The organism is Mycobacterium sp. ENV421 (genome assembly GCF_002887815.1).
Taxonomy (GTDB): domain Bacteria; phylum Actinomycetota; class Actinomycetes; order Mycobacteriales; family Mycobacteriaceae; genus Mycobacterium.
Genome location: NZ_PDHO01000015.1, coordinates 47871 through 66955, shown reverse-complemented (window position 1 = coordinate 66955; position 19085 = coordinate 47871). Strand labels below are relative to the sequence as shown.

Sequence of the window (19085 nt, the reverse complement as noted above, 5' to 3'; positions counted from 1 at the left end):
GCCTGAAGCTGTGTGGTGTTATCGGCTTGTCGCGCCGTACACGTTCGAACGGCTCACGGTGCCGGATCCGCCGCATGACCGTCTGCGCGACGGACAGGTGCTACTGAAGTTCCTGGCCGCCGGCATCTGCGGCAGCGACATCCCCGGATTCAAAGGCGTGCAGGGCCGCCTGCCCGGTGACACCGGAGCGCTCGCGGCCGAAATGGCGGGCTTCCCGGTCCACGAGATCGTCGGCGAGGTGCTGGCGAGCAACCACCCTGAGCATCAGCCCGGTGACCGCGTGGTCGGCTGGGCGTCCGGCTTCGACGGCCTGATGGAATTCGTGATCTCCGACGGCAACGGGCTGGCCCCCTACGACCCCTCTCTGAGCCCGGCTCACGCGGTGGGCCTACAGCCGCTGGCCTGCATTCTGTATGCGCTCGAACAACTTCCACCGCTGGACGGCAAGCGGGTGGCAGTGATCGGGCAGGGATCGATCGGATTGTTGTTCTCGTTTGCCGCCAAAGCCGCCGGCGCCGAGCATGTCACCGGGGTAGACCCGATCTACCGCGACGACGTCGGCGCGGCGTTCGGTGTGGACACCGTGGTGCGGTCCACCAGCGACCGCTGGGTGGCGCACCTGGCACCGCACGCCAAACCCGACGTCGTCATCGAGGCCGTCGGTCATCAGGTCGCCACCCTCAACAACGCGGTCGAAGCGGCCGGCTTCGGCGGCACCGTGTTCTATTTCGGTGTGCCCGACGACGACAGCTACCCGATCAGTATGCGCACCATGTTGCGCAACAACCTCACGCTGAAATCCGGTGTGACACTGGAGCGCCGGCGAGTGCTCGACGCCGCGTACGCGTTCGCCCGCAAGCATCCCGACCTGCTCGGCAACTACGTCACGCACACCTTCGACATCGCCGACGTGCAGGAGGCGTTCGAATTCGCCTGCCGCCCGACCCCGGGACGGGTCAAGATTTCGATCGTGGCCTCATGACCGCCAGCAGACTGCAGCAGGCGCTGGCCGACAAACCGCAGGTGTGGGGTGGCTGGATCACCGGTCCCAGTTTCCTCGGTCCGGACGTATTCGCGCACGCCGGTTACGACTACGTCGGTTTCGACATCCAGCACGGCTACCTCGACGACGCTGACGTGGCGCAGGTCCTGCGCCGAATGGAGCACGTCCCGATCGCCACCGCGGTGCGGGTGCCCTCGGCCGCTGCCGCACCGATCGGGCGGGTGCTCGACGCCGGCGCCGATGCGATCATCGTCGCGATGGTCGATCGTCCCGACCAGGCCGCTGAGGCGGTGGCTGCAACCCGCCACGCGCCCAGCGGAATCCGGAGCTTCGGGCCACTGCGCGCCAGCCTGGGGATCGACCCCGTCGCGCTGGCCGATCGAGTCAGCGTGTTCGCGATGATCGAGACCGCCGCCGGACTGGACGCGGTTTCCGACATCTGTGCGGTGCCCGGTCTGTCCGGTGTCTACGTCGGTCCGGCGGACCTGGCCATCTCCTTGGGCGACGAGGTGGTCAAGGCGACCACCCGGCCCAGGGTGAGGGATGCGGTCATCCGTGTCCAGCAGGCCGCGACCGCGGCGGGCATCGTGGCGGGCATCCACGCCGGTGATGGAACCACAGGAAAGGAACTGGCCGCGTTGGGCTTTCAGCTGATCACCTTGGCCCCGGAGTCACAGGCCTTACGCCGCGGGGCGGTCGCGCACCTCGCCGAGGCTCAGGGGCACGAATGAGTGACAAAGTCGCACTGGTCACCGGGGCCGCGCGCGGCCAGGGCGCAGCGCTGGTCAGACGGCTGCGCACCGACGGCTTCCAGGTCGCCGCCGCTGACCGGCTGATCGACGATCTGCGCAACCAGATCGAGGAGCTCGACGACCCGGGGGTGATCGCCGTCGAACTGGACGTCACCTCCGAGCAGCTGTGGGCGGCAGCGGTGGCCGAGGTGGTCGATCGGTTCGGCGGGCTGAGCACACTGGTGAACAATGCCGGCGTACTGCACCGCGCGCCGCTGTCCGAGGAGACCGCGGAGGGTTTCGAAAGCAGCTGGCGGTTCAACACTTTGGGCCCGTTCCTGGGTATCAGGGCGTCGCTTCCCCATCTCCGGGAGGCCGAGGGCGCGGCGGTCGTCAACACGTGCAGCACCGGCGCGATCCGGCCGTTCCCGTTCCACGCGGCGTACGGATCGTCGAAATGGGCGTTGCGTGGCCTCACCCAGATCGCGGCAGCCGAGCTCGCCGGTGACGGCATCCGGGTCAACGCGGTGTTCCCCGGGCCGATCGACACCCCGATGCTCGACGACACCGCGCGGCAGCGACTGATCGAACGGTCCTACAGCGGCCGCCTCGGTCAGCCGATGGAGGTCGCGGATGCGGTCGCCTTCCTGGTGTCCGAGCATGCGGCGTTCATCACCGGAGCAGAGCTCGTCGTCGACGGTGGCCAATGTCTGCGGATCGGGTGACCACCCTGTCGGTCGGTATCATCGGCGCCGGTCCAGGCGGTCTGGCGCTCGGGATCTTCCTGTCCAAGGCCGGCTTTCGGGACTTCACCATCTTCGACCGCGAGGACGGTGTCGGCGGCACCTGGCGCATCAACACCTATCCGGGCCTGGCGTGCGATGTGAAATCGCACTTGTACTCGTACTCGTTCGACCTGAACTCGCAGTGGAGCCGAATGTGGCCCGGGCAGCCCGAACTGCTGCAGTACTTCGAACGCTCGACCGACCGCCACGGCCTGCGACCGCACCTGAGACTGAACACCGAAATCACCTCGGCACAGTGGGATTCGGACACTCAGACCTGGACGCTGAGCGACTCGTCCGGCTCCCGGCACACCTTCGACATCGTGGTCTCGGCGGTAGGGATGTTCACCCGCCCACTGCTGCCCGAGTTGCGTGAGCAGGAGCCGTTCACCGGGACGCTGATGCACACGGCACGCTGGGATCATTCGGTGGACCTCACCGGCGCCCGGGTGGCCGTGCTGGGCACCGGCTCCACCGCCTCGCAGCTCCTGCCCGAAGTCGCCAAGGTTGCCGACAAGGTGTACTCGGTGCAGCGCTCCCCCACCTGGATCCTGCCCAAGCCGGACCGCCCCTACAGCGACCGGGAGCGCTGGGTCTTCCGGTGGATTCCGTTCGCCAAGAAGTTCTACCGGACCCGGCTGTGGCTGCGCAGCGAACGCAACATCTCCGTGATCGAGAACGGCAGCGACAAAACGCAAGAATTCAAGGATATTTCGCTGCGATACCTGGAATCCTCGGTCGCCGACCCCGAACTGCGGGCGAAGCTCACCCCGGACCACCCGCTGGGCTGCAAGCGGCTGGTGTTTGCCGCCGACTACCTGTCCACGTTGACCCAACCGCATGTCGAGGTGGTGTCCAGCCCGGCCCGCTCACTGCGGACGCGCACACTGGTCACCGAGGACGGCTCGGAACTGGACGTGGATGTGGTGCTGTGTGCCACCGGGTACGCCGCCACCGACTATCTGGGCCAGATCGAGGTCCGCGGTGAGGATGGCCGATCGCTGCACGACACCTGGCGCGACGGTGCCTTCGCGTACCTGGGCATGGCCGTTCCGGGCTTCCCGAACTTCTTCATGCTGTACGGGCCCAACACCAACGTCGGATCAAACAGCGTGATCTTCGTGCTCGAGGCGCAGGCCCGCTACATCGTGCGAACCCTGAAGCATCTGCGCCGCAACGGGAGACGCTACATCGCGGTGCGACCCGACACCATGTCTTCGTTCTTGGCCGACGTCGACCGGTGGATGGAAGGCACCGTGTGGACGACGCGGTGCAGCAACTATTTCCGGGCGCCCAACGGCCGGGTGGTCACCCAGTGGCCGCGCAGTGCAGGCGCGTTCTGGGCCATGACCCGCCGGTTCCGCGCACGCGACTACGCGTTCGCCCCGCCGGGCGCCTAGCCATGGAACCGGACCCCGAGCTTCTCCGGCGGCTGGATCCCGTTCTGCATCCGTTCGCCGCCGCACGCACTGACCTGTCGCTGAACAGCCTTGCCGCCGTGCGTGACTCGCTCGACGTTCGGCGCGCCGAGGCCATCGCCGAGATCGACGCGACCGGAGTCGATATCGTCGACGACGATGCCGCGGGAGTTCCGGTGCGCTTCTACCGCGGTGCGCCGTCTCCGTCGCCCACGGTGATCTATTGCCACGCAGGCGCATTCATGCTCGGCAATCTCGACACCGATCACCGCCAATGCGTCGAACTGGCCCGGCGGGGCGGTTGCACAGTGGTGTCCGTCGACTACCGGCTGGCTCCTGAACACCCCTTCCCCGCCGCGCTGGACGACGCGATGACCGTGCTGCAGTGGACCTGGACGGCCGGGCCGGACCTCGGACTCGACCGCGACCGCCTGGCGCTCGCGGGGAACAGCGCGGGCGCGGCGCTGGCCGCAGGTCTGGCGCAGCGAGCCGCGGCCGGCCAGACTCCGCCGATCGCGGGCGTGTTGCTGCACCAGCCGGTGCTCGACGATCGCCCCACGGCATCGAAGACGGAGTTCGACTCGACGCCCGGATTCGACGGTGCCGCCACCGAAGCGATGTGGCGACACTACCTCGGCGCGACCGGCCCGAGCGCCGCCGCAGTCCCTGCACGCAGTCACCAAATAATCGGGGCGGCAAGCACATTCATCACCTGCTCGGAATTGGATCCGCTTCGTGACGAGGCGCTGGACTACGCCGGCAGGCTGATGAGCGCCGGCGTCCGCACCGATCTGCATGTCTTCGGCGGTACCTGTCACGGTTTCGACTCGCTGTGTCCGGACTGGGAGGTCAGTCAGACGTTGCTGGCCATGCAGGCCGCGGCACTCAGGCGATTCTTCGAACTGCAATGACCTTTACAGATTAGCCTTCAAGTGTCACGCTGTGTGGCGTGCATGAACTCGACCAACGAGACCGGCAGCACGAGGTGGCCAGGTCGCGCCAGCGGACAGCCCGGCTGGCCCGCTACCAACTCGATGTCGTCGGCGCCCACGTCGCCGACGTTGTCGACTCGGCCGGCGGCTGGCTGTTCGACCGGGTGATGGCCGGCTGGGATGTACGAGTCGCGGTCGCCGACGCCGGCGACCTCGCCGCTCTTCGCATCCTCGGCGTCCAGCCCATCGAGCTGCGCGCAATGTTCGACGGGGCAGACGCGCCCACCGCGCTCGCGCTGGCCGGCGCGATGTGCGGGGAGGACGACCGGGTCCGCGACGCGTTGGCGGCGTCGGTCCGCTCGGCACGCACCGAGGTCACCGTCTGGGGTGATGTGTGGCTGCCCAGCGTGGGTCGCCGCGGATTCGAGGTCCGCCACCAACTGAGCGCTGCGGCAACGGTGTTCAAGGCGCAGGCGGCGGTCGCGGCCGGGCTGGACGCTGAGGTCGCCTCCTTCGAGGCGTTCCGCAGCTACGGCCGGGGTGTTCGCACCGAGTACCCGGACCTGCTGCCCGTCGGCTGAGCGACTAGCGGTCGACGAAGATGTCGATGATGGGGTTGTCGCCACCGCCGTAGCGGGACAGGTCCTCGACCCCGGCGGCACGCAGGACTTCGGAGTCGATCAAGCAGCCGCCGTTGACCTTCGAACCCGGCGAGGTGATGATCTCGACCGCCGCGTCGGCCATGATCTCGGGACTGCGCGAGGACGCCAGCGCATCCTCGAAGTCGGCCGAGTTGGCCACCGCAGAGGTCGCGATATAGGTCTCCGGCCACAGGCAGGTGAAACCGATTCCGGTGTCGGCGTATTCGGCCGCCCAACCCAGTGACAGCAGCGTCATCCCGTACTTGGACAGCGTATAGGCCGGGTGCGCACCCAGCCAGTGCGGGTTGAGGTTGAGCGGCGGGGCGATGGTGACGACGTGGCCGTTGGTTGATGTGCGCAGATGTGGCAGGCACGCCTTGGTCAACAGGAATGTGCCGCGAATGTTGATCTGCTGCATCAGATCGAACTTTTTGGCCGAGAGCGTCTCAGTGGGGTCGGTGGCGATGGCGCTGGCGTTGTTGACGCAGATGTCGACCCCGCCGAACTCCGTCACCGCGGCGTCGACGGCGCGCGCGACGTCCTCTTCGCTGCGTACGTCACCGACGACGGCGATGGCCTTGCCCCCGGCCGCTTCGATCTCGGCCGCCGCGGTGTAGACCGTGCCCGGCAACTTCGGGTGTGGCTCGGCGGTTTTGGCCAGCAAGACGACGTTGGCGCCGTGCCGGGCCGCGCCCAGCGCGATGGCCAGACCGATACCCCGGCTACCGCCCGAGACGACCAGCGTGCGGTCGGTGAGCGAATGCTTCTCGGCCATCATTCTCCTCGCTGAAAATTGCATTCTCTTTTTCAGCGAGCATAGTACTCAGTCGGGAAGAATGAATCGGAGGGTCGCGACCGGGGTCAGTCACCCGGCCGCGAGTGACGGCCGTAGCTCTGGACCTCCGCGGGCTCGTCGCGGTAGTGGCGGGCCCGACGCGGCTCGCCCGGCTCGCTGAGGCGGTGACGTGACCCGTCGCCATCCAGCGCGAAACCGTTGTGCACCGGGCCAATCGGCTCAACAGCCGGCTCGGGTGGCGCGATCGGCGGCTGCCAGCTGATCACCTCGGTCTCGTCGTCGCGCTCGTCGCGCACCGGCGGGGTGACCGGTTCCCGGTCCACCACGTACTCCAGGTAATCGTCGTCGTCATAGCCGTCGTCGTAGACGGGGATCTCGTCGGTGATCTCATCGTCGTCGCGGACCGGGCGCGGTGCACCGAAACCGCCGACGACGAACAGGGCGGCCACGATCCCGAACAGCGCCCCGAACGCCGGCAGCAGCATCGACTGCGACAGGGCGGCGGAGAACGGTTCCCGCAGGAACGACGGAAGCTGCAGCACCGCAAGATCACTCGGTGCGGCATCGGCCGGTGCGGCCGGCATCTCGTCGCTGATCCGGGACGCCATGAACGCGGCCATCCCGGCGCTACCCAGCACCGAGCCCACCTGACGAGTCGCGTTGTACACACCTGACCCGGCGCCGGCCAGGTGCGCGGGCAGGTTGCGGGTGGCGGTGGCGGCCAGTGGCGCCCAGATGAACGCCATCCCGACCCCCATCGCGGTCAGCGCCAGCACCAGCCGCCAGATCGGCGTCGTCGGCGTCATGTCGATCGACAGCCACGTCAGCGCGATCGCCACCACCGAGAAACCGAACCCGAGGATCGGGCGAGGGTGAACCCGATCGGTCAACTGGCCCACGAACGGGGCGAGAACCCCGCTGGACACCGCCATCGGCGCGATCAGCAGCGCCGAACGCGTCGGCGACAACCCACACACCACCTGGGCGTAGAACATCACCGGCAGCATCATCGCGGTGACGACGAAACCGATCACGGCAACACCGATGTTGGACAGGCTGAAATCCCGGTCGGCGAACATCTGCAGCGGGATCAGCGGCTCGTTGCGGTTGATCGACTGCCAGTACACAAATGCCGTGAAGAACCCGATGCCGGCGACGATCACGGCCCAGATCCACGCCGCCCAATGATGGCCTTGGCCCTCCTGCAGACCGAACACCACCAGGAACATGCCGATCCCGGACAGCGCCACCCCGATGATGTCGAACCGGTGTTTGCAGGTGGGCAGCGCCGGAATCAGCCAGACCGCCAACCCGAGGCCGATCACGCCGACGGGCACGTTGACGAAGAAGATCCACTCACAGCCCAGCCGGCCGACGAGCACGCCGCCGGCCAGCGGACCGACCAGGGTGGCCACCCCGGCCGTCGCACCCCACAGGCTCATCGCCACGCCGCGGCGCTCGGGCGGGAAGATCCGGGTGATCGTCGACAGGGTCTGCGGTGTCAGCAGCGCGGCGCCGAGCCCTTGCACCACGCGGGCGGCGATCAGCGTGTCGATGGACCCGGCCAGACCGCACCACAACGACGACGCGGTGAAGATGGCCAACCCGACGATGTAGAGGTTCTTGGGTCCGAAGCGGTCGCCGAGGCGGCCGGCCAACAGCAACGGCACGGCGTAGGCCAGCAGGTACGCACTGGTCACCCAGATCACGGTGTCGTAGTCGGTGATCTGCAGCCCGTCCATGATGCTGGGATTCGCGACGGCGACGATCGTCGAATCGACCAGGATCATGAAGAAGCCGACCAGCATGGCCCACAGGGCGGGCCACGGGTTGGCCGGCACGTCGGGCACCGCGACCGGATCGGGGTCCAAGTCCACGTCCGGCGCCGGGCCGGCCATGTTCCTGGTCATATCCACTACCTCGTTTCGGCTACTGCGATGGTGTCGGCGCGCGCCCCCGTCAAACCCCCGCCGAACGTTTGGTGGGCCCCCGCGCCTCATGCCGTCACGCCGCCGGATCGAGCCTATCGACCCGTCGAGTCAGACCTGAGAGCGAGTCCGCGGCCGGAATCATCGCTCAGGTGTCTGACTCGGCGCCTGACTCGTCGGTGCCACCCACGAACAGCAGCGCCACCAATGCGATCGCCACACCGGCGGTCATCACCACCGACAGCGCGATCTCGTCGTTTCCCATCAAGCCGACGACGGGTGCGATCACTGCGCCGACACTGAACTGGGCGGCACCCAGCAGGGCGGCCGCGGTTCCGGACGCTTCATGGTGGCGCGACAGCGCGACCGCGGGAGCGTTGGGGATGACGAAGCCCATCATCGCCAGCACAGCCCAGACCGGGACCAGGAAGCCGTAGATACCGCCGGTGTGGGTCACCGACAGCGCGACGAACACCGCACCGACCCCGGTCGCCACGGTCAGCGCGATCACCAGGATGCGTTGCGGGGACAATCGGCGCAGCAGAACGACATTGAGTTGGGTGGCGACGACGAACGCGATCGCCCCCGCCCCGAACACCAACGCGAAGGTCTGCTGATCCAAACCGTGACGGCCCTGCAGGACGAAGGCCGCACCGGCGATATAGGCGAACAGCCCGGCCATCCCGAGCGCGCCGACGATCACCAGGATGACGAACTTCAGGTCGCGCAGCAGACTTCCGTAGGTCGCGACGATCGAGCGGATCCGCAGCGGTCGACGGCTGCCGACCGGGAGGGTCTCCGGCAGCGCGAGCGCGGCCACCACCAGCAGTGCGCCCGCCAGCACGATCAACACCGCGAATATCCAGTGCCAGGACGCCTTGAGCAGCACCGCCGCCCCGAGCGACGGCGCGACGATCGGCGCAACCCCGAGGATCAGCATCAGCCGTGACATCACGGTTGCCGCCGCGCTGTCGTCGAACAGGTCACCCACGACGGCGACCGCTACCACCATCGCGGCGGCCGCGCCCATCCCCTGCAGACCGCGGGCCAGGCTCAGCACGGCAACGTCGGGCGCGAACAAGCACAGCAGTGACGCCAGCATGTGCAACGCCATCCCGGCCATCAGCGGGCGGCGGCGGCCCAGCGAATCCGACAGCGGACCGACGATCAGCTGCCCGAGAGCCAATCCGGCCAGCGTTCCGGTCAGCGTCAACTGCGCCACCGACGAGGACACCCCGAGCTCGTCGGCAATCCGCGGAAGCGCGGGCAGATACATGTCGATGGTCAGCGGTCCCAGCGCGACCAGCGCGCCCAACACCACGATCATCCGCAGCCGGCTCGGCGCTGCCACCTCCGCGACGTCGGACGTCGCGTTATCGGTGGCCGTCACAGTTCGCGATGTTGCCATGCCGAACCACAGCACGCCCAGCCGATTGTTTGTTCCTCCTGCGGCTATCCGACCCACGGTGACCGGGATCACCGCGAGGCACCTTTCCCTGGTAGTCGTTCGTTAGCCTGGTGTTACGCCTATCAGGAAGGCACACCCATGAAGCTCCGTCGCGAGCAATTGCCGGCCAAGGTCGAGGACGACGCGACCATGTCCGCGCGGGTGCTCTCCCAGATCCTCGAGCGCAGCACGCGCGCCCAGGCGCCCGCCGTCCGCGCCTACGTTGCGCGGCTGCGCCGGTCCAACCCCGAAGCGACCCCGGCCGAGATCGTGACCAAGCTCGAGAAGCGCTACTTGGCCGCGGTGATGGCCAGCGGTGCCGCCGTCGGATCGGCGGCGGCGTTCCCCGGCATCGGCACGCTGGCGGCGTTGTCGGCGGTGGCCGGGGAGACGCTGGTGTTCCTGGAGGCCACCACGGTGTTCGTCCTTGCCGTCGCCGACGTCCACGGCATTCCGCTCGAGCAGCGCGAGCGTCGACGCGCCCTGGTGCTGGCGGTGCTCGTCGGTGAAGAGAGCCGCGGCGCGATCGCCGACCTGATCGGCCCGAGCCGCACCAGCGGAGCGTGGCTGGCCGAGGGCGCGGACATGCTGCCGTTGCCCGCGCTGGCCCAGCTGAACACCCGCCTGATGCGCTACTTCGTCAAGCGGTTCACGCTCAAGCGGTCGGCGATGGCCTTCGGCAAGATGCTGCCGGTCGGCATCGGCGCCGCGGTCGGCGGCGGTGGCAACCGAATGATGGGCAAAAAGATAGTGAACAATGCCCGCTCGGCGTTTGGGCCCGCGCCCAGCCGGTGGCCGGTGAGCCTGCACCTGCTGCCTGCGATCGAGCCGGGCGGATAACCGTTCGCCGACCTCCGACGACCGGTTGTCGCACCACCGTCGGGCATGGAGCTGACGTGCTTCGGGAACACCGGAGAAGCGATAGCCTTTTAGACGGCGGCCAGGTGTTGTGGCGCAAGAGTGGGGCAAACCGTGCGAGCACGGCTTGCCGGGACGAAGGAATTGAGGCGAGGAACTGCCGTGAGCAGTACGAGTTCACCATTCGGACAGAACGAATGGCTGGTCGAGGAGATGTACCGCAAGTTCCGCGACGACCCCTCCTCGGTCGATCCGAGTTGGCACGAGTTCCTGGTCGACTACAACCCGGAGCCGACGAGCGACTCGGCCGCAGCCGGCAACGGGCAGTCCACCGCGACGGCGGCACCCGTCGCCCCGCCGGAACCGGCACCGGCTCCCCCGCCGGCCAAGGCGGCCCCCGCGAAGCCCGCACCGGCCGACAACGGCGCGGCGAAGGCAGCCCCGGCCAAGGAAGCTCCGGCCAAGGAGCCCGCGTCCAAGCCCGCTCCGGCCGCGTCGTCGTCGGATGGCGGCGACGAGAGCCAGGTATTGCGCGGCGCGGCGGCGGCCGTCGTGAAGAACATGAACAGCTCGCTGCAAATCCCGACCGCGACCAGCGTGCGGGCCATCCCGGCGAAGCTGATGATCGACAACCGGATCGTCATCAACAACCACCTCAAGCGCACCCGTGGCGGCAAGGTGTCCTTCACCCACCTGCTGGGCTATGCGATCGTGCAGGCGGTCAAGTCATTCCCCAACATGAACCGGCACTTCGCGGAGATCGACGGCAAGCCCAACGCCGTCACGCCGGCCCACACCAATCTCGGCCTGGCGATTGACCTCCAGGGCAAGGATGGCAAACGGTCGCTGGTGGTCGCCGCGATCAAGAACTGCGAAACCATGCGGTTCGGCCAATTCATCGCGGCCTACGAAGACATCGTGCGGCGCGCCCGCGACGGCAAGCTGACCGCCGAGGATTTCGCCGGCGTGACGATCTCGCTGACCAACCCCGGCACGATCGGCACTGTGCACTCGGTGCCCCGGTTGATGTCCGGGCAGGGCGCGATCGTCGGCGCGGGCGCGATGGAGTATCCGGCCGAGTTCCAAGGTGCCAGCGAGGAGCGCATCGCCGAGCTCGGCATCGGCAAGCTGATCACGCTGACGTCGACGTACGACCACCGCATCATCCAGGGCGCGGAGTCCGGCGATTTCCTGCGGACGATCCACCAGCTGCTGCTCTCCGACGATTTCTTCGACGAGATCTTCTTCGAGCTCGGTATCCCCTACGAGCCGGTCCGCTGGCGCACCGACAACCCGGATTCGATCGTCGACAAGAACGCCCGGGTGATGGAGTTGATCGCGGCCTACCGCAACCGCGGGCACCTGATGGCCGACATCGACCCGCTGCGCCTGGACAAGACCCGCTTCCGCAGCCACCCCGACCTCGACGTCAACACCCACGGCCTGACCCTGTGGGACCTCGACCGGGTGTTCAAGGTGGACGGGTTCGCCGGCAAGGAATTCAAGAAGCTGCGCGACGTGCTCGGGCTGCTTCGCGACGCGTACTGCCGCCACATCGGCGTGGAGTACACCCACATCCTCGAACCCGAGCAGCAGAAGTGGCTGCAGGAACGCATCGAGGTCAAGCACGAGGGACCGACGGTCGCGCAGCAGAAGTACATTCTGTCCAAGCTGAACGCCGCCGAAGCCTTCGAGACCTTCCTGCAGACCAAATACGTTGGGCAGAAGCGCTTCTCGCTGGAAGGCGCGGAGACCGTCATCCCGATGATGGACGCCGCGATCGACCAGGCCGCCGAGCACGCTCTCGACGAGGTCGTGATCGGCATGCCGCACCGCGGCCGGCTCAACGTGCTGGCCAACATCGTCGGCAAGCCGTACTCGCAGATCTTCAGCGAGTTCGAGGGCAACCTGAACCCCTCGCAGGCGCACGGCTCCGGCGACGTCAAGTACCACCTCGGTGCCCGAGGCGACTACATCCAGATGTTCGGCGAGAACGACATCGAGGTCTCGCTGACCGCCAACCCGTCGCACCTCGAAGCTGTCGACCCGGTGATGGAAGGCATCGTCCGGGCCAAGCAGGATCTGCTGGACAAGGGAACCGGTGATGACGGCTTCACCGTCATGCCGATGATGCTGCACGGCGACGCGGCCTTCGCCGGGCAGGGCGTGGTGGCCGAGACGCTGAACCTGGCGCTGCTGCGCGGCTACCGCACCGGCGGCACGATCCACATCATCGTCAACAATCAGATCGGTTTCACCACCTCGCCGCAGGACTCGCGGAGCTCGGAGTACTGCACCGACGTCGCAAAGATGGTGGGAGCGCCCATCTTCCACGTCAACGGCGACGATCCCGAGGCGTGCGTCTGGGTGGCCCGCCTGGCGGTGGACTTCCGGCAGAAGTTCAAGAAGGACGTCATCATCGACATGCTGTGCTACCGCCGTCGCGGGCACAACGAAGGTGACGATCCGTCGATGACCCAGCCGTACATGTACGACGTCATCGACACCAAGCGCGGTGTCCGCAAGACCTACACCGAAGCCCTCATCGGCCGTGGCGACATCTCGATGAAAGAAGCCGAGGACGCGCTGCGCGACTACCAGGGTCAGCTGGAGCGGGTGTTCAACGAGGTTCGCGACCTGGAGAAGCACGAGGTCGAACCCAGCGAGTCGGTCGAAGAAGATCAGATGATCCCGCGCGGCATGACCACCGCGGTGGACAAGTCGCTGCTGGCCCGCATCGGCGATGCGCACCTGGCCTTCCCGGAGAACTTCAGCGTGCACCCGCGCGTCAAGCCGGTTCTGGAGAAGCGGCGCGAGATGGCCTACGAGGGCAAGGTGGACTGGGCCTTCGCCGAATTGCTGGCGCTCGGAACGTTTTTGGCCGAGGGCAAGCTGATCCGGTTCTCCGGTCAGGACACCCGGCGCGGCACGTTCACCCAGCGGCACTCGGTGATCATCGACCGCAAGACCGGCGCGGAGTTCACCCCGCTGGACCTGTTGACCGTCAACCCGGACGGCACGCCGACCGGCGGCCGGTTCCTGGTGTACGACTCGGCGCTGTCGGAGTACGCCGCGGTCGGCTTCGAATACGGCTATTCGGTGGGCAATCCGGACGCGCTGGTGCTGTGGGAGGCGCAGTTCGGCGACTTCGTCAACGGCGCCCAGTCGATCATCGACGAGTTCATCAGCTCCGGCGAGGCCAAGTGGGGCCAGCTCTCCGATGTGGTGCTGCTGCTCCCCCACGGCCACGAAGGCCAAGGCCCCGACCACACCTCGGGCCGCATCGAGCGGTTCCTGCAGTTGTGGGCCGAGGGTTCGATGACGATCGCGCTGCCGTCCACCCCGGCGAACTACTTCCACCTGCTGCGCAGGCACGGACTGGACGGGGTGCACCGCCCGCTGATCGTGTTCACACCGAAGTCGATGCTGCGCAATAAGGCTGCCGTCAGCGACATCCGCGACTTCACCGAGCAGAAGTTCCGGTCGATCCTGGAGGAGCCGACCTACACCGACGGCGACGGCGACCGCAACAAGGTCACCCGAATCCTGTTGACCAGCGGCAAGATCTACTACGAGCTGGTGGCCCGCAAGGACAAGGACAAGCGCGACGACGTCGCGATCGTCCGCGTCGAGCAGCTGGCGCCCCTGCCCAAGCGGCGGCTGAGCAACACCCTGGATTCGTATCCGAACGCCAAGGAATTCTTCTGGGTGCAGGAGGAGCCGGCCAACCAGGGTGCGTGGCCGACGTTCGGCCTGACGCTGCCGGAGCTGTTGCCGGAGAAGCTGACCGGGATCAAGCGCATCTCGCGGCGCGCCATGTCCGCGCCGTCGTCCGGCTCGTCGAAGGTGCACGCCGTCGAGCAGCAGGAGATCATCGACGAGGCGTTCGGCTAAACGCGACTGTGGGGCTTATGCACGCTATTTGGCACTTTTGCGTGCATAGCCCCCACACTCGACGCTAGAAGCCGAAGTTGTTCAGCAGGTCCAGCGGGATCGGCGAGTTGCCGTTTGCCAGGTCCTGCATCGCACGCGGGCAGAAGTACGACACGGCCAGACCGGTGAACATGGTGGCCGCGCCCAGCGGGCGGCCCATCCGATCGGCGACGGTGGACGCGATGTCGGCGGTGTTCTGGCTGCGGTCGGCCAGCAGCGGGCAGATCGACTGACCCATCTCGACGGCCTGTGCAGGGTCCATTCCGGTGATACCGGCATTGCCCAACGCGGCCAAAAAGTCATCGGTGGTGGTGTCGGCCTGCGCGGGCGCCGCCAACGCGACGGCGCCGGCGATCAGTCCGGCAACCGCCCCGGCGCTGGCCATACGGCGAAATGTCATGCTCTAAGCATCGCGGTCGACCATCCCGCTGTTACCGGCGGGGTGCTTACCCGATAACCTGAGCCCATTCGACACACGTCAAACAACGCGAGGAGTCGTTCATGCAGGGGTTCGCCGGAAAGGTAGCGGTGGTGACCGGAGCCGGGTCGGGCATCGGTCAGGCACTGGCGATCGAGTTGGGCCGGTCGGGTGCCAAGCTGGCCATCAGCGATATCGACACCGAGGGTCTCGCGATCACCGAGGAGCGCCTCAAGGCGATCGGTGTGGACGTCAAGGCCGACCGGCTGAACGTCACCGAGCGGGAGGCCTTCCAGGCCTACGCCGACGGCGTCAAGGCGCACTTCGGCAAGGTCAACCAGATCTACAACAATGCCGGCATCGCGTTCTCCGGTGACGTCGAGATCAGCCAGTACAAGGACATCGAGCGGATCATGGACGTCGACTTCTGGGGCGTCGTCAACGGCACCAAGGTCTTCCTGCCCTACCTCATCGAGTCCGGCGACGGCCACATCGTCAACGTCTCCAGCCTGTTCGGCATCTTCTCCGTGCCCGGCCAGGCCGCCTACAACGCCGCCAAGTTCGCGGTGCGCGGCTTCACCGAAGCGCTGCGCCAGGAGATGATCCTGGCCAAGCACCCGGTCAAGGTGACCACGGTGCACCCCGGCGGGATCAAGACCGCGATCGCGCGTAATTCCACGGTGGCCGAAGGGCTCGATCAAGCCGCGATGGCCAGCGCCTTCGACAAGAAGCTGGCCAGGACGACGCCGGAGCGCGCAGCCCAGATCATCCTCGACGCCGTCCGCAAGAACAAGGCGCGGGTGCTGGTGGGGGCCGACGCCAAGATCCTCGACGTGATCGTGCGCATCACCGGTTCGGGCTATCAGCAGCTGTTCTCCACCGTGCTGCCCAAGCTCGCTCCCCCGATGCGCTGAGTGTCCTCAGCGCCCCAACGGGTGCCCGGACAACCATTCCTCGGCGACCCACCGCGGGTCGCGCCCGTCGGCGACGTGCTGGCGCATGTCGACCAGCGAGCCGGTGTCGAGCACGCCGGCGAGTTCGTTGATCGCGCGAACCTGCGGGTCGTCGAGTTCGTTGCGGCGGTAGAGCGGCACGATGTTCTCGGCCATCACCAGTTCCGGTTTGCGGTCGGCCAGGACGACCAGATCACTCGGCACACCGGTGTCGGCGGTTCCCGTCCAGCCCGCGGTGATGTCCCCTGCCCGTAGCGCGGCGAACATCGTTGCCTTGTCCGGGAAGTCGCGCGCCGGCGGGAGCGTGCAGCCACCGACGGTGGTCGGCAGTCCCCTGGCGTATGCGACGGCTCCGAGGCGCAGCCCGGCGCAATGGCTCACCAGTGCGGTCAGGTCCCGGCTGTCCCAGGCCGACGCGGTCGCGTCGGTGACGGCCAGCGCGGGCTTGTCGTCGGCGGCGGTGGTGTAGTCACCGGCAGCCACACCTTCGGGTAACACACCGAGCAGCGCCTTGTACACCTCGGAATCCGACCGGGCCTTCGTGCCCGGCGCGAACTTCTGCAGCAGCCTCCCGGTGAATCCCGGCACCACGCTCACCGCTCCGGAATCCAGCGCGGTCAAGGGATCCTCGACGATTTGCACGTGCGCGCCCGTCCCATAGGAGCGCAGAGCGGCGGCGTACAGATTGGCCAGCAGGGTGTATTCCGGGTCGGCAGTGGCGCCGACGGCCATCGACGGTCCCGGCGCCGGCGACCCGCAGGCGACCGCCGCCAGAACCAGAAGTCCGAGCATCAGCCGGCGAAACATCGTCGGCCTCAGCACGTTTCACTCAGGCTTCGGATGCCGCCGCCACCGCTGCAGCCACCGCAGGCCCGACCCGCGGATCCAGCGGGCTCGGCACGATGTGATCGGCCGCCAAGTCGTCGCCGACGACGGAGAAGATCGCCTCTGCCGCTGCGACTTTCATCTTCTCGGTGATCCGCCGCGCGCCGGCGTCCAGCGCTCCGCGGAAGACACCGGGGAACGCCAGAACATTGTTGATCTGGTTCGGGAAGTCGCTTCGACCGGTCGCCACGATCGCGGCGTGCTTCCGCGCCGCGTCCGGGTGGATTTCGGGGTCGGGATTGGACATCGCGAACACGATGCCGCCGGGGGTCATCGTGGCGATCAATTCCTCGGGAACGAGTCCGGCCGAGACGCCCATGAAGACGTCGGCGCCGTTGAGCGCCTCGGCGATCCCGCCGGTGAGCCCGCGCGGGTTGGTCCGGGTGGCCAGCTCCGCCTTGACCGAGTTCATGTCGTCGCGACCGGTGTGCAGGATGCCCTGGCTGTCCAGCACGGTGATGTCGGTGATGCCCGCAGCCAACAGGATGTTCGTGCATGCGACGCCGGCCGCACCCGCACCCGACATGACCACCTTCAGCGAGTGCATGTCACGATCGAGGACCCTGGTGGCGCCGATCAGTGCCGCGAGTACGACGATCGCGGTGCCGTGCTGGTCGTCGTGCATGACCGGGCAGTCCAGCGCCTCGATCAGGCGGCGCTCGATCTCGAAGCAGCGTGGCGCGGAGATGTCCTCGAGGTTGACCGCGCCGAACGTCGGACGCAGACGGATGATCGTCTCGACGATCTCGTCGGGGTCTTTCGTGTCCAACACGATCGGGATCGAGTCCAGCCCGCCGAAGGTCTTGAACAGCGCGGACTTGCCCTCCATGACCGGCAGCGACGCCGCGGGACCGATGTCACCGAGGCCGAGCACCGCGGTTCCGTCACTGATCACCGCGACCAGTCGATTGGACCAGGTGTAGCGCGCAGCCAGCGTGTGGTCGGCGGCGATCGCCCGGCTGACCTGGGCTACGCCGGGGGTGTAGGCGATCGACAGTGCGCGCTGGGTGTCCAGCGGCGCCTTCAGCTCGACGGACAGCTTGCCGCCCACGTGAGCGGCGAAGATCTCTTCGTCGTCGATAACGACGCGGGGGGTACTCACTGTTTCGGACACGGCGTCAGGGTACTCGCCCCCAATACCTCACCGACCAGGGTCTCCCCGGCGTGAACTACGCCGACAACACTACCGGCGCGTAACATTTCGGCGGGGCCCGTCAGGGCCCCGCCTGCCGCTCACGGGGAGGTCGGGTCATGCCGTCGTTTCGTCCACGCCCACAGGCTCTGCTGGGCGTGACCCGCACCCGATCCACTCCCGTCGACGCCAAACGCATTCACGTGCCCGTCGCGCGGGCCATGGTCGACTGCGCGGTCTACGTCGAAGGTGACCGGCTGGCCGGCAAGTTCACCCACGCCGCCGCGCTGGAACGGGTTCGCGAGCTCGAGGCCGGCGGACAGAAGGCGTTCGTGTGGATCGGTCTGCACGAACCCGACGAACACCAGATGCAGGCGGTGGCCGAGGTGTTCGGCCTGCACCCGCTGGCCGTCGAGGATGCGGTGCACGCCCACCAGCGCCCCAAGGTCGAACGCTACGACGACACGCTGTTCCTGGTGCTCAAGACGGTGACGTACGTGCCACATGAGTCGGTCGCGCTGGCCCGTGAAATCGTCGAAACCGGAGAGATCATGGTGTTCGTCGGCGCCGATTTCGTCGTGACGGTGCGCCACGGCGACCACACCGGACTGGCCGGACTGCGCAAACACCTCGAAGAGGAACACCAGCACCTGGCGCTGGGCCCGTACGCGGTCATGCACGCGATCGCCGACCACGTCGTGGACACCTACCGCGACGTCAGCGAGCTGATGGAGTGCGATATCGACGCCATCGAGTCGGAGACATTCTCCCCGCTCAAGAAAACCGACATCGAACCGATCTATCTGCTCAAGCGTGAAGTTGTCGAATTGCGAAGGGCGGTATCGCCTCTCACCGTGGCGCTCGGCCGATTCAATCCCGACTTCAAAGACCTGATGTCCAAAGAGATCCTGCGCTATATGCGCGACGTGCTGGATCACGCCGCGCAGGCGGCCGACCGGATCGAGTCCTACGACGAAATGCTGTCGTCACTGGTGCAGGCCGCACTGGCGAAGGTGGGCATGCAACAGAACGTCGACATGCGCAAGATCTCGGCGTGGGTCGCGATCGCGGCGGTGCCGACGATGATCGCCGGTATCTACGGAATGAACTTCGAGCACATGCCGGAGCTGTCCTGGACGTGGGGCTATCCGGCGGTATTGGCCCTCATGGCGACCGTCTGCGGGTTCCTCTACCTGAACTTCCGGCGAAACAACTGGCTGTGAGG

The 19085-nt window shown here is 67.2% G+C and carries 16 protein-coding genes; 10 read left to right on the top strand and 6 right to left on the bottom strand.

Translation table 11 applies throughout. The annotated features are described in order from the left end of the window. Positions 1–10: 10 nt before the first annotated feature. From CRM90_RS18260 to CRM90_RS18235, 6 genes are read left to right on the top strand one after another with little or no spacing between them, the layout of a single operon-like run. Positions 11–982: a zinc-binding dehydrogenase gene (locus tag CRM90_RS18260; RefSeq protein ID WP_102808355.1), complete on the top strand. Its 972-nt coding sequence runs from the start codon at positions 11–13 to the stop codon at positions 980–982. Then, positions 979–1734 carry an HpcH/HpaI aldolase family protein gene (locus tag CRM90_RS18255; protein WP_102808354.1) on the top strand — a complete coding sequence of 252 codons (756 nt, stop codon included), beginning with the start codon at positions 979–981 and terminating at the stop codon, positions 1732–1734. The genes CRM90_RS18260 and CRM90_RS18255 overlap by 4 nt, the downstream gene beginning before the upstream one ends. After that, positions 1731–2459 (top strand): SDR family NAD(P)-dependent oxidoreductase, encoded by a 729-nt coding sequence (locus CRM90_RS18250; RefSeq protein ID WP_102808353.1) that lies wholly within the window; start codon positions 1731–1733, stop codon positions 2457–2459. The genes CRM90_RS18255 and CRM90_RS18250 overlap by 4 nt, the downstream gene beginning before the upstream one ends. Then, positions 2441–3919 (top strand): flavin-containing monooxygenase, encoded by a 1479-nt coding sequence (locus CRM90_RS18245; RefSeq protein WP_102808352.1) that lies wholly within the window; start codon positions 2441–2443, stop codon positions 3917–3919. The genes CRM90_RS18250 and CRM90_RS18245 overlap by 19 nt, the downstream gene beginning before the upstream one ends. Before the next feature lie 2 nt (positions 3920–3921). Next, positions 3922–4848, top strand: a complete 927-nt coding sequence (locus tag CRM90_RS18240; protein WP_102808351.1) for an alpha/beta hydrolase — start codon at positions 3922–3924, stop codon at positions 4846–4848. Positions 4849–4886: 38 nt separating this feature from the next. Continuing rightward, positions 4887–5450 (top strand): hypothetical protein, encoded by a 564-nt coding sequence (locus CRM90_RS18235; protein WP_102808350.1) that lies wholly within the window; start codon positions 4887–4889, stop codon positions 5448–5450. Between the two features lie 4 nt (positions 5451–5454). Here the strand turns inward: CRM90_RS18235 and CRM90_RS18230 are convergent, their stop codons facing one another. The 3 genes from CRM90_RS18230 to CRM90_RS18220 all read right to left on the bottom strand — a co-directional run bounded on the left by CRM90_RS18230 (position 5455) and on the right by CRM90_RS18220 (position 9642). Beyond that, positions 5455–6285 (bottom strand): SDR family oxidoreductase, encoded by an 831-nt coding sequence (locus CRM90_RS18230; RefSeq protein WP_502693287.1) that lies wholly within the window; start codon positions 6283–6285, stop codon positions 5455–5457. A gap of 86 nt (positions 6286–6371) precedes the next feature. Beyond that, positions 6372–8114 (bottom strand): MFS transporter, encoded by a 1743-nt coding sequence (locus CRM90_RS18225; protein WP_233209388.1) that lies wholly within the window; start codon positions 8112–8114, stop codon positions 6372–6374. 268 nt (positions 8115–8382) lie between these two features. Next, positions 8383–9642: a multidrug effflux MFS transporter gene (locus CRM90_RS18220; protein ID WP_102808415.1), complete on the bottom strand. Its 1260-nt coding sequence runs from the start codon at positions 9640–9642 to the stop codon at positions 8383–8385. A gap of 138 nt (positions 9643–9780) precedes the next feature. On the opposite strand from CRM90_RS18220, the gene CRM90_RS18215 reads away from it, so the two are divergent. Together CRM90_RS18215 and CRM90_RS18210 are read left to right on the top strand one after the other, a co-directional pair. Beyond that, positions 9781–10521 carry a hypothetical protein gene (locus CRM90_RS18215; RefSeq protein WP_102808347.1) on the top strand — a complete coding sequence of 247 codons (741 nt, stop codon included), beginning with the start codon at positions 9781–9783 and terminating at the stop codon, positions 10519–10521. Between the two features lie 180 nt (positions 10522–10701). Continuing rightward, entirely contained in the window at positions 10702–14433 is a 3732-nt protein-coding gene (locus CRM90_RS18210; RefSeq protein WP_102808346.1) for a multifunctional oxoglutarate decarboxylase/oxoglutarate dehydrogenase thiamine pyrophosphate-binding subunit/dihydrolipoyllysine-residue succinyltransferase subunit, read from the top strand. Positions 14434–14497: 64 nt separating this feature from the next. On the opposite strand, the gene CRM90_RS18205 is transcribed toward CRM90_RS18210, so the two are convergent. Next, the gene (locus CRM90_RS18205) at positions 14498–14872 is read right to left on the bottom strand and encodes a DUF732 domain-containing protein (RefSeq protein ID WP_102808345.1); all 375 of its coding nucleotides are present in this window, start codon (positions 14870–14872) and stop codon (positions 14498–14500) included. A gap of 101 nt (positions 14873–14973) precedes the next feature. On the opposite strand from CRM90_RS18205, the gene CRM90_RS18200 reads away from it, so the two are divergent. Next, complete coding sequence (locus tag CRM90_RS18200; RefSeq protein ID WP_102808344.1) at positions 14974–15804, top strand: SDR family NAD(P)-dependent oxidoreductase; 831 nt, start codon at positions 14974–14976, stop codon at positions 15802–15804. 6 nt (positions 15805–15810) lie between these two features. Here CRM90_RS18200 and CRM90_RS18195 read toward each other — a convergent pair whose 3' ends face one another. Both CRM90_RS18195 and CRM90_RS18190 read right to left on the bottom strand, forming a co-directional pair. Next, positions 15811–16650, bottom strand: a complete 840-nt coding sequence (locus CRM90_RS18195) for a glycine betaine ABC transporter substrate-binding protein (RefSeq protein ID WP_199189945.1) — start codon at positions 16648–16650, stop codon at positions 15811–15813. A gap of 22 nt (positions 16651–16672) precedes the next feature. Beyond that, entirely contained in the window at positions 16673–17842 is a 1170-nt protein-coding gene (locus tag CRM90_RS18190) for an NAD(P)-dependent malic enzyme (RefSeq protein WP_102808343.1), read from the bottom strand. A 137-nt stretch (positions 17843–17979) separates the two neighbouring features. On the opposite strand from CRM90_RS18190, the gene corA reads away from it, so the two are divergent. Next, complete coding sequence (corA, locus tag CRM90_RS18185) at positions 17980–19083, top strand: magnesium/cobalt transporter CorA (protein ID WP_102808342.1); 1104 nt, start codon at positions 17980–17982, stop codon at positions 19081–19083. The last annotated feature ends 2 nt before the right edge of the window (positions 19084–19085 follow it).

What these genes read in the sequence shown, in the direction of transcription:
- CRM90_RS18255 (WP_102808354.1), top strand. Translation starts at nt 979, where the DNA reads ATGACCGCCAGCAGACTGCAGCAGGCGCTGGCCGACAAACCGCAGGTG.
- CRM90_RS18250 (WP_102808353.1), top strand. Translation starts at nt 1,731, where the DNA reads ATGAGTGACAAAGTCGCACTGGTCACCGGGGCCGCGCGCGGCCAGGGC.
- CRM90_RS18245 (WP_102808352.1), top strand. Translation starts at nt 2,441, where the DNA reads ATGTCTGCGGATCGGGTGACCACCCTGTCGGTCGGTATCATCGGCGCC.
- CRM90_RS18240 (WP_102808351.1), top strand. Translation starts at nt 3,922, where the DNA reads ATGGAACCGGACCCCGAGCTTCTCCGGCGGCTGGATCCCGTTCTGCAT.
- CRM90_RS18230 (WP_502693287.1), bottom strand. Translation starts at nt 6,285, where the DNA reads ATGGCCGAGAAGCATTCGCTCACCGACCGCACGCTGGTCGTCTCGGGC.
- CRM90_RS18225 (WP_233209388.1), bottom strand. Translation starts at nt 8,114, where the DNA reads ATGCTGGTCGGCTTCTTCATGATCCTGGTCGATTCGACGATCGTCGCC.
- CRM90_RS18220 (WP_102808415.1), bottom strand. Translation starts at nt 9,642, where the DNA reads ATGGCAACATCGCGAACTGTGACGGCCACCGATAACGCGACGTCCGAC.
- CRM90_RS18215 (WP_102808347.1), top strand. Translation starts at nt 9,781, where the DNA reads ATGAAGCTCCGTCGCGAGCAATTGCCGGCCAAGGTCGAGGACGACGCG.
- CRM90_RS18205 (WP_102808345.1), bottom strand. Translation starts at nt 14,872, where the DNA reads ATGACATTTCGCCGTATGGCCAGCGCCGGGGCGGTTGCCGGACTGATC.
- CRM90_RS18200 (WP_102808344.1), top strand. Translation starts at nt 14,974, where the DNA reads ATGCAGGGGTTCGCCGGAAAGGTAGCGGTGGTGACCGGAGCCGGGTCG.
- CRM90_RS18195 (WP_199189945.1), bottom strand. Translation starts at nt 16,650, where the DNA reads ATGTTTCGCCGGCTGATGCTCGGACTTCTGGTTCTGGCGGCGGTCGCC.
- corA (WP_102808342.1), top strand. Translation starts at nt 17,980, where the DNA reads ATGCCGTCGTTTCGTCCACGCCCACAGGCTCTGCTGGGCGTGACCCGC.